At 63.5% G+C, this 15,490-nt stretch carries 11 protein-coding genes; 1 reads left to right on the forward strand and 10 read right to left on the reverse strand.

Going from position 1 to position 15,490, the window contains the following annotated elements:
- Positions 1-3: 3 nt before the first annotated feature.
- The 10 genes from THPRO_RS14615 to THPRO_RS14660 all read right to left on the reverse strand — a co-directional run bounded on the left by THPRO_RS14615 (position 4) and on the right by THPRO_RS14660 (position 14,239).
- Positions 4-954, reverse strand: a complete 951-nt coding sequence (locus tag THPRO_RS14615; protein ID WP_038092935.1) for an ABC transporter permease — start codon at positions 952-954, stop codon at positions 4-6.
- A gap of 10 nt (positions 955-964) precedes the next feature.
- Positions 965-2,611 carry a peptide ABC transporter substrate-binding protein gene (locus tag THPRO_RS14620; RefSeq protein WP_052064641.1) on the reverse strand — a complete coding sequence of 549 codons (1,647 nt, stop codon included), beginning with the start codon at positions 2,609-2,611 and terminating at the stop codon, positions 965-967.
- 112 nt (positions 2,612-2,723) lie between these two features.
- Positions 2,724-5,141 (reverse strand): TonB-dependent receptor, encoded by a 2,418-nt coding sequence (locus THPRO_RS14625; RefSeq protein WP_065089801.1) that lies wholly within the window; start codon positions 5,139-5,141, stop codon positions 2,724-2,726.
- A gap of 190 nt (positions 5,142-5,331) precedes the next feature.
- Positions 5,332-6,066: an energy transducer TonB gene (locus THPRO_RS17070; protein ID WP_161489998.1), complete on the reverse strand. Its 735-nt coding sequence runs from the start codon at positions 6,064-6,066 to the stop codon at positions 5,332-5,334.
- Between the two features lie 62 nt (positions 6,067-6,128).
- On the reverse strand, positions 6,129-6,593 hold the full coding sequence (locus THPRO_RS14635; protein ID WP_052064746.1) for an ExbD/TolR family protein: 465 nt from the start codon (positions 6,591-6,593) through the stop codon (positions 6,129-6,131).
- Position 6,594: 1 nt separating this feature from the next.
- On the reverse strand, positions 6,595-7,302 hold the full coding sequence (locus THPRO_RS14640; RefSeq protein WP_065089803.1) for a MotA/TolQ/ExbB proton channel family protein: 708 nt from the start codon (positions 7,300-7,302) through the stop codon (positions 6,595-6,597).
- A 374-nt stretch (positions 7,303-7,676) separates the two neighbouring features.
- Positions 7,677-9,368 (reverse strand): peptide ABC transporter substrate-binding protein, encoded by a 1,692-nt coding sequence (locus THPRO_RS14645; protein ID WP_161489999.1) that lies wholly within the window; start codon positions 9,366-9,368, stop codon positions 7,677-7,679.
- A 59-nt stretch (positions 9,369-9,427) separates the two neighbouring features.
- Positions 9,428-11,107 carry a peptide ABC transporter substrate-binding protein gene (locus THPRO_RS14650; RefSeq protein WP_145930878.1) on the reverse strand — a complete coding sequence of 560 codons (1,680 nt, stop codon included), beginning with the start codon at positions 11,105-11,107 and terminating at the stop codon, positions 9,428-9,430.
- Positions 11,104-11,853, reverse strand: coding sequence for a gamma-glutamyl-gamma-aminobutyrate hydrolase family protein (locus tag THPRO_RS14655; protein WP_161490000.1), 750 nt, complete (start codon positions 11,851-11,853; stop codon positions 11,104-11,106). The genes THPRO_RS14650 and THPRO_RS14655 overlap by 4 nt, the downstream gene beginning before the upstream one ends.
- A 55-nt stretch (positions 11,854-11,908) precedes the next feature.
- A complete protein-coding gene (locus THPRO_RS14660; protein WP_065089804.1) occupies positions 11,909-14,239 on the reverse strand; it encodes a TonB-dependent receptor in 2,331 nt (776 codons plus the stop codon).
- A 430-nt stretch (positions 14,240-14,669) separates the two neighbouring features.
- Here THPRO_RS14660 and THPRO_RS14665 point away from each other — a divergent pair, with 430 nt between their 5' ends.
- Positions 14,670-15,455 (forward strand): TSUP family transporter, encoded by a 786-nt coding sequence (locus THPRO_RS14665; RefSeq protein ID WP_236717327.1) that lies wholly within the window; start codon positions 14,670-14,672, stop codon positions 15,453-15,455.
- The last annotated feature ends 35 nt before the right edge of the window (positions 15,456-15,490 follow it).

Here is a 15,490-nt window from a genome sequence, read left to right on the forward strand (position 1 = left end):
TGACTACTCATAGCGGACTCGGACGTCGAGGATGCTGTTGGCCAGATCCGCGATCAGGTTGCCGAAGATGGTCAGCAGTCCGATCAGCAGGACGATGGCGGTGAGGGTGGGGTAATCCTGGTTGAGCGCCGACTGCCACAGCAGCCAGCCGAGGCCGGGATAGTTGAACACGCTTTCCGTGAGCACGCCGCCGACGAAGATGTAGGGCAGCATCATGCCGATCACGGTTACCAGCGGGCGCACGGCGTTGCGCAGCACGTGGCCGATGGCGATGCGCAGCGGCGGCAGGCCGCGCGAGCGCGCGGTGCGCACGTAGTCCAGGCGGTATTCGTTGCGCGTGGAGTGGCCGAAGTAGCGCGACAGGCCGGCGGTCAGCGGCAGCGCCAGCGCGGTGCCCGGCAGGATCATGTGGCGCAGGTAGACCAGCGTGCCGCCGCTGCCGTCGCTGGCGGTGATGCCGCCGGAGGGCAGCCAGCCGAGGTCGATGGCGAAGATCAGGATCAGCATGCCGCCGACGAAGAAGATCGGCATGGCGTAGAAGGTGAGCTGGAAGGCGCCGATCAGGCGTCCGGCCGCGCGGCGTTCCAGCGCGCCCTGCAGCATGCCGAGCAGCACCGACAGCAGGATCGCGATCAGGGTTGCCGAGGCGTACAGCAGCAGAGTGTTGCGCAGGTAGCTGCCGAGCAGCGAGGACACCGGGGCGTGCTGGGTGAAGGAATAGCCGAGGTTGCCCTCGAACAGATGCCCCCACCAGGTCAGGTATTGCACGTACAGCGGCTTGTCCAGGCCCATCTGGTGGTTCAGCGCGGCCACCGCGGCGGGCGAGGAGCGCATGCCCAGGATGCTGTAGGCGGGGCCGCCGGGCGTGGCGTGGATCATGAAGAACACCAGGGTGACGAGAATCACGATCGAGGTCACCGAGGTGCCCAGACGTCTTGCGATCAGGCTCCACATGGTCGTGCTCCTACTTCGCCGAAACCCAGAGATACTGCGGATTGAAGCCGCCGAGCGGGGTGAACGCCTTGTCTATGCCGTGGATGTTGCGTGCGTATTTGACGAGCTTGTAGGAGTAGGGCAGGAAGATCACCGGCTGGGTCTTGATCATGTAGTCCTGGAAGGCGTAGAGCGGCGCCAACCCCGATTTCCTGGTGACCTCGTCGATCAGCTTGTCCAGCTTGGGATCGCTGTAGTGATAGTTGTTCAGCGCTCCGCCGGTCTGGAAGATGGTGCCGGCGCTGGGGTAGGTGGACAGACTCCAGCCCAGGTAGACCGCCTGCCACTGCTTGTTGCTGGGCTCGGTATATTCGGCGATGACGCTGTTGAAGGGTTTTTCGCGCAGGCGCAGCTTGATGCCGACCTGCGCAAGCATGCCGGCGATCAGGGTCGGGCCGCGGGTACGGCCAGCCTGCACGTATAGGGTGAAGGCGAGCTTGTGGCCGTCCTTCTCGCGGATTCCGCCGGGGCCGCGCTTCCAGCCGGCCTCGTCGAGCAGCCGGTCGGCGAGCGCGGGGTCGTAGACCTTGGAGTCCAGCATCTTGCGCGCGTGGGGCGAGAGGAAGGTGGGCGGATCGACCGGCACCGGGCCGTAGTCGCGCTGACCCATGCCGAAATCTTCCAGCTTGACCAGCAGCGGCTGGTCGATGGCATGCATCATGGCCTGACGCACGCGCACGTCGTGGATGAAGGTGAGATTCGGGTTGGAATAATTGAAGCCCATGTAGTTGAAGCCCCACAACCCCTTGATCTCATAGGTGCCGAGGGCGGCGAGCTGGGCGCGGGCCGGATACAGCGAGCGCGGCAGGGTACCGATCTGGATGGCGCCGGTGCGCAGCGCGGCGAATACGGCCTGCGGGGTGTTCAGGAAGCGCAGCACCAGACGGTCGATGTAGGGCGGGTTGGGGCCGGTGTATTTGGGGTTGGGCACGAAGCTGACGTAGCGTCCCTGCACGAAGGACTGCAGCTTGAACGGCCCATCGACGACCTGGAAGAAGCTCGGGTCGACCATGTGGTTGAACATGGTCTTGACGCTGTAGTGTTCCCAGGTCTGCTTGGGTAAGGGCATGAGCAGGCCGAGACCGTCGAGCTCGAACCAGTCCGCATTGACCGGGCGCTTGAGGGTGATGCGGAAGCGATAGGGTCCGAGCACCTCGAAGGATTTGACCAGGGTCGGGATGCCGCCGGTGCCGTAGTTGGGAAACTTCGGCCCGAGTTTTTCGATCATGTGGTAATCGTAGGCCACGTCCTCGGCGGTGACCGGCTGGCCGTCCGACCAGCGATAGCGCTTGTGCAGCGTGACCGTGTACACGGTCCGGTCGGCCGAGACCTGGATGCCGCTGGCGACGGAGCGCGTGTAGTCGATCTTGAGGTGCCGGTCGATGTACAGCAGGCCGAGATACATCAGGCCGGCGGCCTGGGCGTTGTACAGCGATGAGGACAGCAGCGGATTGAGACCGTTCACGGCCGCCGGCGGCGCGACGCCGACGCCGGGGACGGTGACCACCGTGCCGCCGTGCCGGGGCGTGGGGTCTGCCGCATGGGCGTCGTGGCCCGCGAGGGCGGCGATCAGAAAGCCCGCCGCGAACAGGGATTCGAGGAGTCGTCGTGAATGCATGGTGAAATGTCCGGCCGCAGAATTCGTTCGAGTCTATGACCGCTCCCGGGGGGAGTAAACGTCATCGACCTTGACCGCCGGCGCGCGCGAGGCACGCGCCGGCGGTATTGCCTTAGGAGAACTTCGCCGAAAGCCCCAGACTGATGTAGCGGGGCATGCCGGGGTAGGCCGCATCATATGGCGTGCCCACGGCAGCGAAGTCGTATTCCTTGTAGATGTTGTAGTAGTGGGTGTAGTACTGCTTGTCGAACAGGTTGTCGATGTTCAGGGTGAGCTTGATCTGCTTGAGATAGCTCATGTGCACCGGCAGCTTCTGCGAGGCCTTGAGATCGAAGATCCAGAACCCGCCGAAGGTGTTGGGCGAGGATACCGTGGCATCCGCCAGCCCGATTCCCTGGTAGGTACGGGTTTCGTTCGGCCCCAGGGTGTAGACGTAGTGCATGCGGCCGGTGTAGTGCGTCGACAGTTTGACGTAGGTGCCGTTCTTGTCGTACTTGATGCCGAGGTTGCCCGTCCAGGCCGGCACGAAGGGCACGTGGTCGCCGGCGAAGGCATAGCCGTATTGCCCCTCGAACGGCGTCATCAACGCCCAGAAGCCGTTGACGTAGTGCGCGTCGGTGTACGAGGTATTGGCGGTCAGCTCCACGGCGGGTGTCAACTTGTAGGCGCCGCTGAGTTCCGCACCCTGCATGCGCTCCTTGCCGACGTTCTCATACTGCGCAGCGCCCGTCGTGTAGTTGATGTAGAAGGAGAACATGTCCTTCTGTTCCTGCAGGTATGCATCGAAATTGACGTAAGCGCGCGGAGTATCGTAGCGGATGCCGGCCTCGTACATGTTGACGATCTCCGGTGCCGGTGCGACACCCTGTCCAGTGATGCCTTGTACCAAGTCGTTGACTGGCGAGTAGCGGGCACCCTTGCCGTAACTGGCGTAGGCGATTAGATCCTTACGTAGATCGTAGGCGACGCCAAGATAGGGCGTGCCGACGGTGTACCAGCTGTCCAGTTTGACCGCTGGGGCTGTGCCGGTGGCATCGTAAATGCTCCATGGCTGATAGGCGACGGTATTGACACCCGAGTAGGTATAGCCGGGTTCGATGTGCAGCTTGCCATTCATCAGGGTGATCTTGTCCTGCAGGTAGCCGCTGTACACGCTGCGCAGGTCGTAGGCGCTATTGTCGCCCAGAGAGTTATAACCATTGATCTGCGGCATCTGAAGATTGCCGTAGACATATTGGCTGCCCCAGCCGCGTTCGCGGACTCCCATCAGGCCAAGCTTGATCGCATTGTGCGGCAGCAGCAGCAAGGTCGATCCCTTGAGGCCGAAGGTGTTGTTGGCGTTGTTGCCCACGACGGCGGCTTCGCCGGCCTGTGCCGTGCCGAAGACGGCAGCCGGGTTGTAGGTGAAGTGGTTCGGGTTGTAGATGCCGGTACCCGGTCCCATGGGACCATAACCAAAATAGGGTGCCTGAAAATTGACCTGATACGGGTAGGACAGCGTGATGTACTTCGGGTTGGTCCAGGAATTGAAATACCCGGTCCGGTAGATATCGAAGATGTCACCCTTGAACATCAGATGGGGATTGATATAGGTGCGGTCGCCGAGAATCATCGCGTAGTATTTGTTGATCTGCTCGGAGAAGGTATCGGAGGCCGGCGGGTTGTAAAGCTGGCCGTATTCCTGCAGCCAGGCCGTCGGCGTCGGCGCGGTCTGCACCACCGAACGTCCCCGGCTCGCCAGCATCACCGCCGAGAGCTGCGACATGCCCTCGTCATAGGGCTTGAGCGCGCTGAGCATGAAGTTGTCGTAGGTGGAGGGCGTGTGCTGGATATAGCCGTCGCTGCTGGTGTGAGCGTAGTAGAGCAGCGCCCTGGCGGCATCGGGGCCGCTGCCCATGGAGCCGGTGTTGAGATCGGTCGAGAGTTCGTTGGTGCCGAAGGAGCCGATCTTGGTGGCGAATTCCGCATACGGCTTGCGCGTCGGCTTGCGGGTGGTGTAGGCGATGGTGCCGCCGACGGTCGCAAAACCTTCTCGGCTGGGCGGCGCAACCCCGGGGTAGATGTTGATCGAGTCCAGTTCCCCGTGCGTAATCACGTTGCCGACATTGAAGCTCAGGAACGAGCCTTGGCCGCCGTAGAGGATGTCCTGCAATGGCACGCCGTCCAGCGTCTGCGCGAGCTGGCTCATGCGCACGCCACGCACCACGAGCACCGGCGTGTTGGGCCCGATATTCTGCTGATATTCGTTGACGGACGGGGTTTCGTTCAGCAGCGAATAAATCGAGCTTGAATTGCTCGCATGCTTGATGCTGTCCTGCGGCACCGAATTGACCACCGACGGAATATTGCGCTCGGCGGCAATGAGTTTTTCGTATTCCTTGGTGACCTTTTTAATCTTGATGGGCTTTGTGTCGGCGCTTGTGGTTTTCCCGGTGTCGGTCGAATCTGCGGCATGTGCATGGCCCGGCAGCATGATGCCCAGCGCACCCAGCAGGGCTATCGCCGATGCGTGAGAGGAAATGGATTTCATCTGTTTTTTTCACCTCATGTATGAATCATCGCGGTTACCCCCGTTTTTATTTGAAACGCCTGCCCGGCTTTGTGTTTCATCCTCAATGCGTCGGTTGGTTTTGCACCGATCTTTTAGAGGGTGTGTCAAACCATTCAGAAGGGATCTCCGTATTGGCCGGGCTTCGCCCGGCTGTGCCAGCCATCCTCTGTCAGCCGCTGGCGTTGACTTGCACGACGACCTCGAAGGTACGGTGTGCTTTGCCGAAGGCCTTGGGGAACGGTGGGTAGCTGAGCTGTCCGACGGTCTTGAGCGCGTCGTGGCGGATGAGGGGATTGGCGCCGCCGGAGATGATGTGCACGTCCTGCGCGGCGCCGCCCTGGGGGCCGAGCACGAAGCGCACCCGCACGCTGCCGGACAGGCCGAGCTGGCGCACCATCTCGCCGACCTGCACGTTGTTCTGGATCAGCACGTGCAGGGCCTGGCTGTAGGCGGCGATCGCCGACGGGCTGGGCCCGGACACGGGCGCCACCTTCGGTGCCGGCAGCGGCGACTTGACCGCCTGCGGCGCCGGGTGCGGCACCACGTGCGGATGCGGCGCGGGCTTGGGCTTGGGCACCGGCTTGGGTTTGTGATGCACGATCGGCTTGGGCCTGTGATGCACCGGCCGCGGCTTGTGGATCACGTGATGCACGGGCTTGGGCTTGTGGTGCACCACCGGCTTGGGCTTGGGCTTCTTCGGGATCACGATCTGCGGCTTGGGGATCGGCGGCGGCGGCACGATCCTGGGCTGCACCACCGGCTGCGGCGGCGGAGGCGGCGGCAGCTTGACGAACTGCACCGTGGTCACCTGCTGCGGCTTCGCCGGCGGCGGCGGCGCCGGCGCGTGGTGCCACGGCCACAGCAGCAGCACCGCGATCAGCACCTCGAACGCGAGCGCCAGCACGAACGCCCGCGGCAGGCCCAGCCGCGGCGGCGACCACGGCCCGAGCGACGGCGCCAGCGCGCTCATGGCGCCGCGCTACCCGTCGGCGGCGCGGCGGCCGGGGCGGTCTTGCCGGCGCCCGCCGGAGATCCCGCGCGCGTGGCCAGGCCGATCTTGCTGATCCCGAGCTCGCGCACCGCGTTCATCACCCCGGTCAGCTCCTTCACCGTGGCCTTGCCGTCGCTGGCGATGATCACGCTCACCGTGGCCTTGTCCTTGAGCGCCGACAGCGCCTGCTTGAGCGCGTCCAGGGTCACCGTGTGGTCCTGGTAGCGCACCGCGCCCTTGTCGGTCACGCCGACGATCACGCTCTTGTGCGGCAGCTTGGTCGCCGTGCTCGCGCTCGGCAGGTGCAGCTTCACCCCGGTGTTGGGGATCATGTGCAGCACCATCAGCACGAAGAACACCAGCAGGAACATCATGATGTCGATCATCGGGATGATGTTCAGCCGCGGTTCCTGATGCTCGAAGTAGCGGGAGCGATCCATCTCACACGCCCTCGGCCTTGCGCGTGTCGCCCAGCCCCAGGTGCGCGCCCAGCGCGCTGCGCGTCTCGAAGTGTTCCGCGCCGGCCTCGCCGTGCGCCTTGACGCCCTCGCCGTGCAGGCGGTTGATCAGCAGCAGGCGGATCAGGTCGAGCTGGTGCATCGCAAGACGCAGGCGCTTGTTCAGCAGGTTCAGGAACAGCACCGAGATGATCGCGATGAAAAGACCCATCCCGGTCGACACCAGCGCGTCGGCGATGCCCCCGGTGGCCTTGACCGCAGCCCCGGAGCTGCCCAGCACGTTGAAGGTGTCGATCATGCCGATGATGGTGCCGAACAGGCCCAGCAGCGGACCTAAGGTCGCCGCCGTGTCCAGCAGCCACAGGTACTGGTCCAGCCGCGGCATCGACCACAGCACTTCCTCGTCGAGGTGCTGCGACAGTGCGTCCGGCGTCTCGGCCTTGGACGCCACCGCCTGCAGGATCAGGCGCCCCTGCAGGGTGTGCGAATAATCCTCGCCCAGCGCCTTGAGACCGCGCACGTCGCGGTAGCCCAGCGCCTTGAGCGATTCCTCCACCCGACCGCCCGCACCCAGCACCCGGTAGTAAAACCACAGCCGGTCAAAAATCACCGCCACCGCCACCAGCAACAGCAGCGCCATGATGATCGGCAAACCGCCCGACAGCTTGATCAGATGCGTGATGAATTCCATGGCAACTCCTGTAATTGAATTTGATTAAATCGCATTTCCGGATATTGGCCGGAGCGATATATCCGGCTCGGCGGCCAGATAGTTGCGGATTCGCAAAGCATCGATCGTGCCAGCTTATGAGAGAACGGCGCGCGCGTTTGCCGTGACGGGGTTGTGAACGTTTTTTGAATGTTAATAATTATTATTTGGCGAATTTCGCGGTGGTCGATGCGCACATTTTGGATACATATGGGGGTGTGCGGCACCAATGCGGTGCGGATCAAAAAAACGGTAGATAAGAAAATATTATTGAATGTTCGGATAGGCCTTGCAGCGAATCCGGTTGTTTTTCGGGTGAGGTCGTCCGCCGGCGGCCAAGCCGGCGGACGACGGGTTCAGCCTGCTGAAGCGCAGGCCGGGGAGGATTTAAGGTCGATCGCCTGAGGGGCGATGTAGGCCGTGGGATTGAGGTATTCGCGCATATTGCCGAGGCAGCCGCTGGATTTGACCAGGTAGCCGGGCACAGGCAGGAACAGCACCGGCAACTGCTTCGCCAGCAAGGCTTCGTAGTGCCACAAGGCTTCGCGGCCGTGCGGCTGTGTGGAGCCGTTGATGGCGGCATCGAGCGCGGCATTCGAGTACTGCCCGAAATTGGCGCCGCCGCCGGTATTGAACAGACCGTCGCCGGAAGGATAGAAGTCCGGGGCATAGGACCACAGCAGCATGGCCGTTTCCCAGTGTCCGTTGGGTTGAACGGTGGCGAGCAAGGTGGCCTGTGGCATGCGCTTGAGGTGCACCAAGACGCCGAGCTTCTGCCAGGAGGCCTTGAGCATGTCGGCCTCCTCGGTCTGCGCGCGGCTGCCGGTGAGATAGAGCAGGGTGAATTCGAGGCGTTTGCCGTCCTTGGTGCGCACGCCGTCATGCATGGTCCAGCCGTCGCTTGCGAGCAGGCGCGCGGCTTTTGCGGGGTCGTATGCTTGGTTCGGATGCGAGTCCAGGGCCTTCATCGCCGGCGAGAGATAGGTGTCGGGTACGGGCGGAACGGCGGTGAAGCTGGCCGCGCCGAGGCCGTGGAACACCACGTCGATGATGGCCTGCTGCGGAATGGCCATCTGCAGCGCCTGGCGAACCTTTTCGTCGCGCATGAAGGCGATCTTCGGGTTCTTGAAGTTGAGCCAGATCATGCGGAATTCATAGGGCAGGAAACCGGGTTTCCCGGGTACGCTTTCGAAGGTATGCAGGTGGGCGACGAGGTGCTGGGCGCTGTACAGCGGCGTCGGCACCTCGCCGATCTGCAGCTCGCCGGTCTTGAGCGCGGAGAACTGGGTGGTCCAGTCCGGGAAGAAGCGCAGTTCGAAGCGTTTCACCGCCGGCGAATCCGGATAATCGGGATTCGCGGAGTAGCGCGCATAGCGCCCGGAGACGAAACTGTCGAGCCGGTAGGGTCCGTCGGAGACGCGCATGAGTTTCATGTCGGTCTCGTGGTTACGGAAATAGGTGTTGCTGTGATGTCCCCAGGCCTTGGCGGGCAAGGCATAGAACTGGGAGAGTCCGTTGAGGGTGAACCAGTGTTCGCTCACCGGGTGCTTGAGCGTGAAGCGCACGGTGTCCGCCGAAACGGCGGCGACCTGCTTGATGAGTTCGGGTACGCCGCCGACGCCATAAAGGCCGTAGCCGTTTCCTTGCTGTTCGATCAGCTTCCAGGTGTAGACCACATCGGCGGCGGTGACCGGGGTGCCGTCGGTCCAGCGGCGCGGCTTGAGCTTGACGGTCACGACGGTGCGCTGGGGGTTGTAGTGCACCGATTCGGCGAGGCCGAGCTTCCAGTCGACGGTGATCTCGGGCGAGGGCCAGATCAGCGGCGTGTAGAGGATGCTGTAGGCCTGCATGTCGGTGTTCGACACGTCGTTGTACAGCGGCGAGAACGAGGTGACGGTCTGCGGCGCCCCGAAGCCGCCGACATTGGGCGTGGTGACGACGACGTCGGTGCTCTTGGCCATCGTCGTGCCGGTGCTGGCCAATGCGCCGAGACAGGCGAGAGTCGAGAGTGTACGGATGAAGCGTGGGGTCTTGCGGCATGCTGGCATGGAAACCTCCTTGTCGGACGATGGGTGACGTCTGCAATAAGCAGAAAGCATGCCGGACGTCAGCTGTGTTGCATGCAGCCGCCGGGGATCTTCCAGCGTAGTGCCTGCGGCGCGATGTAGGCCGCGGGGTTGAGGTAGTCGCGCATTCCGCTCAGGCAGGCGTCGTGCCTGACCTGATAGCCGGGAACGGGCAGAAACAGCACCGGCAGTTGCTTTGCCAGCAACGCTTCATAGTGCCATAGCGCCTCGCGGCCGTGCGGCTGGATGGAGGCGTTGATGGCGGTGTCCAGTGCGGCGTCGTGAAAGCCGCTGGCGAGCACGCCGCTGGCGTTGAACAGGCCGTCGCCGGACGGGTACATATTGGGTGCATAGGCCCAGAGCAGCATGGCCGCCTCGGATTTTCCGCTGCGCACGGTGGCGAGCAGGGTGGCCTGTGGCATGCGCTTGAGATGCACCACGACGCCGAGCTTTTGCCAGGAGGCCTTGAGCATGTCGGCCTCCTCGGTCTGCGCGCGGCTGCCGGTGAGATAGAGCAGAGTGAATTCGAGGCGTTTGCCGTCCTTGGCGCGCACGCCATCGTGCACCTTCCATCCATCCTGATCGAGCAGACGCACGGCCTTGGCCGGGTCGTACTCGCGGTTCGGGTGCTCGTCCATATCCTTCATCGACGGCGAAAGATAGGTGTCGGGCACGGGCGGAACGGCGGTGAAGCTCGCCGCGCCAAGGCCGTGGAACACCACGTCGATGATGGCCTGCTGCGGGATCGTCAACTGCAGTGCCTGGCGAACCTTTTCGTCGCGCATGAAGGCGATCTTCGGATTGCGGAAATTCAGCCGGATCATGCGGAATTCGTAGGGATAGAAACCTGCCTTGCCGGGAACGTTGGCGTAGCTCGGCAGGTGCGCGACGAGTCGCCGGGCGCTGTACAGCGGGGTGGGTATTTCGCCGATCTGCAGCTCGCCGGTCTTGAGCGCGGAGAACTGGGTGGTCCAGTCGGTGAAGAAGCGCAACTCGAAATGACGAACCGGCAGTTTGCCCGGGTAATACGGGTTGACGGAGAAGCGTGCGTAGCGTCCCGGGACGAAGCGGTCTAGGCGATAGGGCCCGTCGGAGACGCGCATGAGCTGCATGTCGGTCTCGTGGTTACGGAAGTAGGTGTTGCTGTGTTGTCCCCAGGCCTTGGCGGGCAGCGGATAGAGCTGGGACAGGGCGTTGAGGGTGAACCAGTGTTCGCTCACCGGGTGCTTGAGCGTGAAGCGCACCGTGTCGGCCGAAATGGTCTGTGCCCGCCGGATGACGTAGGGCATGCCACCGACGCCGTAAAGTCCATAGGATCTGCCCTGCTGTTCGATCAGCTTCCAGGTGTAGACCACATCGGCGGCGGTGACCGGGGTGCCGTCGGTCCAGCGGCGCGGCTTGAGCTTGACGGTCACGACGGTGCGCTGGGGGTTGTAGTGCACCGATTCGGCGAGGCCGAGCTTCCAGTCGACGGTGATCTCGGGCGAGGGCCAGATCAGCGGCGTGTAGATGACGCTGTAGGCCTGCATGTCGGTGTTCGAATCGTCGTTGTAGACGGGTGAGAACGAGGTGACGGTCTGTGGCGCCCCGAAACCGCCCACGTTGGGCGCCGTGGCGACGGTGGCCGGGCGGCCCTGGGCCAGCACGGCTCCGGGCAGGAGCAGCAGACACGTCAGCAGGCGTCGCGTCAGGCCGCCCCAGGAGGAAAGCGGTGCGCTCATGTCTGGCTCCGCTGGCGCCGCGCCGGCTCGGCGCACAGCCCGAGGAAGGCGTCGAACAGGCGAGCCTGAATCGCGGCATCCTCACCGCCGAGTTCCGGATGCCACTGGATGGCAATGGCCCGCAGTCCGTTGACGGATTCGACCGCCTCGATCACGCCGTCGTCCGCCCGTGCACAGACGCGCAGGCCCTCGCCCAGGCGGTCCACGCACTGATGATGATTGGACATCACCGAGAGGCGCGCGCGGCCGACATGGGTGTACAGGTGGCTGTCCTCGTCGATGGCCACGGTGTGAGCGATCGGGCCGCGCGGATGGTCGCGGTGCGGCGTGTCGCAGAGGCTTAAGTCTTCCGGTTGTTCGAGGTGCTGGCACAGGGTGCCGCCGAGCGCGACGTTGAATACCTGCATGCCTCGGCAGATGGCGAAGACCGGTATGTCGCGCTCGATGCACTGGCGTGTCAAGGCGAACTCGAAGGCGTCGCGTGCCGGGTCGATGTACACGGTCGCTGCGTGACAGGGCGCGTCGTAGCGCGCCGGCTCGACATCGCCGCCGCCGGTCAGGATCAGACCGTCGAGGGTGGCGACGAGCGCGGCGAGCGGATAGTCCGGTGCCGGCGGCAACAGGATCGGGAGGCCGCCGGCGCGGATCACCTGATCGACGTAGTGATGCGGCAGCCAGAAGCGGTCGTTGTTTTCGGACCCGAAGCAGAGTCCGAAGGTGGTAATGCCGACCGTGGGACTGTTCACGTGGCGCATTCCGCCCCCATCTCGCCGTGGTCTGTCGAACCTGCCGGTCGCCGCATCAGAAATACGCCGAAACCGAGCCGTACACGCCCAGCGGCGCGCCCGGCTGCGCCAGGATGTCGCCCGCGCTGCCCGGACCGTATGCGCTGCCCGAGGAGATATAGCCCATGGTGTTGTATTTCACGTTGAGCAGGTTCTCGACGACAAGGGCGAGCTTGACCATCTTGAGTCCGCCCACGTAGGGATTGAAGGCGGTGGTCGAATCGGTGAAATGGAGATTCACCAGGTTGACCTGCGAGGCCGGCAACAGGGTGCTGGTCGGCGCCGAGGTGATTTCGGATGCGAGGTAGGTCGCCGACTGATAGCGGTCGCTCAGGGTCAGGTCGTAGTACGAATTGGCGCGGTACCAGCCATAGCCGGCATTGAACCCCAGGTTGTATTTCGGCGTGCCGGTCATGGGCACGTCGTTCAGCGGGTCGCCGGCGGCGTTGAAGGTCCACTCGCGCGCATCCTGAATGCTGTCGCTGGTGTACACGCTCAGCCCGGCGGGCTGCTTGTAGCCCAACAGGAAATTCACGCCCTGGATGGTCTCGGAGGCCGGTTCGACGATGACCGTCTGCGTGGCGGACTGCGTGTAGGGAATGGTGAGATCCTTGACGTGGGTATGGAACAGCGCGGCCTGTGCGAACCACTTCCCGCTGTGATATTTCACGCCGCCGATATAGCTGACGACCTCGGCCGGTTTGGACGGCGGCACCACGGGTTCGGATGCGCCGACGCCGTAGGAATTGTCCGTCTGGGTCTGGTAATTATTGGCCGCGGTGGCGAACAGATGCGTCGAGTGCGTCAGGCCGGCGTTGAGTCCCAGGCTGAAATTCGGCTCGGTGAAGCTGCCGGATGCCCCCGGAATGTTGCTGACGTACGCGGTCGTGTTGCCCGGTGCGATGATCTGGAAGTACTGCTGGGCCTGATTGACGACCTTGACGTCGTAGTGCTCGATACCGACGCCCGGCGTAATGGTCAGGCGCGGCATCGGGTGGATCGCGTCCTGCAGGAAGACGTTCGAACCGGTCCACTGGGTGGTGTAGTTGCGGTAGAAATCAGGCGTCGAACTGAAGATGTCCTGACCGTTGGCGATGGCTTGGAAGCTGTTGTAGCCGATCAGCTGGGCCTGGCTGTTCATCTGCATGTAGTACGCGCCAAGCGTGACGTCGTTGCCGGGCAACATCACATGCAGCGCCGAGCGATTGCCGAAATAGCGGCTGTGCGGATCGTAGTTGAAGGCGGTCGGGCCGCTGGTGCGCGTGGTGTTGTAGTTGAAGATGGCGCGCTTGGAACGATGGCCGTTCTTGTACCAGGTGGTATCCGTGAAGCGTACGTTGCTCGACAGGTCGGCGGTCAGCTTGGTGAAGCCGAGGATGGCCGCATACCACTGGCGCTTGCTCCACAGCGCGGTGCTTGGGGTGTAGTACCAGCCGGAGGTCTGCTGGCTCAGCGTTTCGCCGGGTACGTTGTAACCGCCCACGTTCACGCCGGGGACCGGATAGACCGGCAGATCGTGCGCGCGGTGTTCGAGCGCTCCGTAGTAATAAAGCCCGGCGGTAAAACTGCCGGCCGAGAAGTGCTTGCGCGTCTCGGCGAAGATTGCCGATGCCTCGGTGCGTCCGATCGGCGTGGGTCCGGTGCGGATGCCGTCGGTCCCGGTGTAACCCATGGACAGCACGGTATCCCAGCCGTCGATCGAGCCGGATTGCAGATTGGTCGACAGGGATTGCGAATTGAACGAGCCGCCTCCTGCCTCGATTTCAGCGGAGGCTTTGTCGCTGGGCGCGAGGGGCATGAAATTCACCGTTCCGCCGACACCGTCGTACCAGTGGTCGGCTACAGCTCCCGGGCCCTGGGTGACCTTGATCGCGGAGAACATGCTCGCGATCGGCAGTTCGTTGCTCTCGAAGCCGTGATAGCCGGCGGTGGGGTTGTTCAGCGGGATGCCGTCGAACAGGATCTGCAGGCCGTTGATTTCAGGCGTACCGGCCGCGTCGAAACCAACCTGGGTGCCGTTGATGCGGATCTGGTATCGGCTGGCGCCGGAGTACGAACCGACAGGGTGCGCCTGGAACCCGGGCACGGCGTTGGTCAGCGCGGCGGCGGCACTGCCGCCGGGTGCGGTGAGCTTGCTCAGGGTTTTTTTGCTCACGGCCACGGAATTCTGCGCGGACCCAAGCTCGACCGCATGCGTTTTTCCATGTTTGCTCGTGTACGCGGCCTTGACCTTGGCGATATCGATCGGCCGATGGGTGTCCGCAGCCGCGGTTTGCAGGCAGGCGCCAAGTGCCGTTGAAAAAATAATGGCTGCAGAATATTTATTGATGCCTGCCATGGCGCCCATGCCGCGTACTCCTTGTCTGGTCGGATGATGTCGTCAGCCAGCAATATCAGTGCCAAATACGAGTCTTTATTTGAAGCGGCTTGGATATTGAGAGGCGCCGCCTATTTATTTTTTCATCGATTTTTCGTGCACTCATATCGTGAAATTATCGTTCTGCGCGCACTGGGATGGCGCGGGTTTTCGATAAGTTAAAATAATAATTTTTTTATTTGTTTGGCTTGGTTGTCGATGTTTCAGGGGCCATGCGGCGTGGCGGGGGTGTCGACGCCAGGGTGGGCGGGCAGCCTTTGTGGCTTGCGTTGTGACCCGTGCGGGTAGCCAGGCCGTACCGCGTTGCGGGGTGGAGAGTGGCGAAAAAACGATTCCGGCGGCGGTCCCGTCGTGCGACCCGGCCTGGTATAGAATGGCAGGCCGTCACCCGGAAGCCGCTATGGGCATCGAATCCATCCCGTCAGCCGATCTGCTGCTTCTGCTGTTCGTTGCCGCCGCGCTGGCTGGTTTCGTCGATACGCTCGCCGGTGGTGGCGGGTTGATCACGCTGCCGGTGCTGCTGCTGGCGCAGGTGCCGCCGGTGCACGCGCTCGCCACCAACAAGCTGCAGGGCAGCTTCGGTACCCTGACCGCGTCGCTGAACATGCTGCATCGCGGTCTGGTGAACTGGTGCGAAATCCGCGGGCTGTTCTTCTGGGCGCTGTTGGGCGCAGCCGTGGGTACCGTTGCGGTTCAGTTCCTGCACCCCGAGGTGCTCGACGTGCTCGTACCCCTGGTGCTGCTCACGATCGGGCTGTACTTCCTGCTGGCCCCGCAGGCAGGGGCGGTCGAGCGCCGGCCACGGCTGGGCGAGCCGGTCTACCGCAGATTGCTGGTGCCGCTGATCGGCGCCTACGACGGCTTCTTCGGCCCGGGTACCGGTTCATTCTTCGCGCTCGCCGGCGTGGCCCTGCGCGGACAGCCGCTGGTGGCGGCGACCGCGCGCGCCAAGCTGCTCAATTTCGCCAGCAACGCGGCCTCGCTCGCGGTGTTCGCCCTGGGCGGCAAGGTGCTGTGGCTGGCGGGTGGCGTCATGGTGGTCGGGCAGGTGCTCGGCGCCTGGGCCGGCTCGCACATGGTGGTGCGCGGCGGCGCGCGCCTGATCCGCCCGCTGATCGTGTTCATGTGCTTTGCGATGATCGCCCGCTACGCCTGGCAGAAGGGCCTGATCGCGACCTGGTTCTAGGCCTTCGGTCGGCGAGGTCCGGTCTTCCTATACTT

The sequence above is a fragment of the Acidihalobacter prosperus genome, assembly GCF_000754095.2.
Lineage (GTDB): Bacteria > Pseudomonadota > Gammaproteobacteria > DSM-5130 > Acidihalobacteraceae > Acidihalobacter > Acidihalobacter prosperus.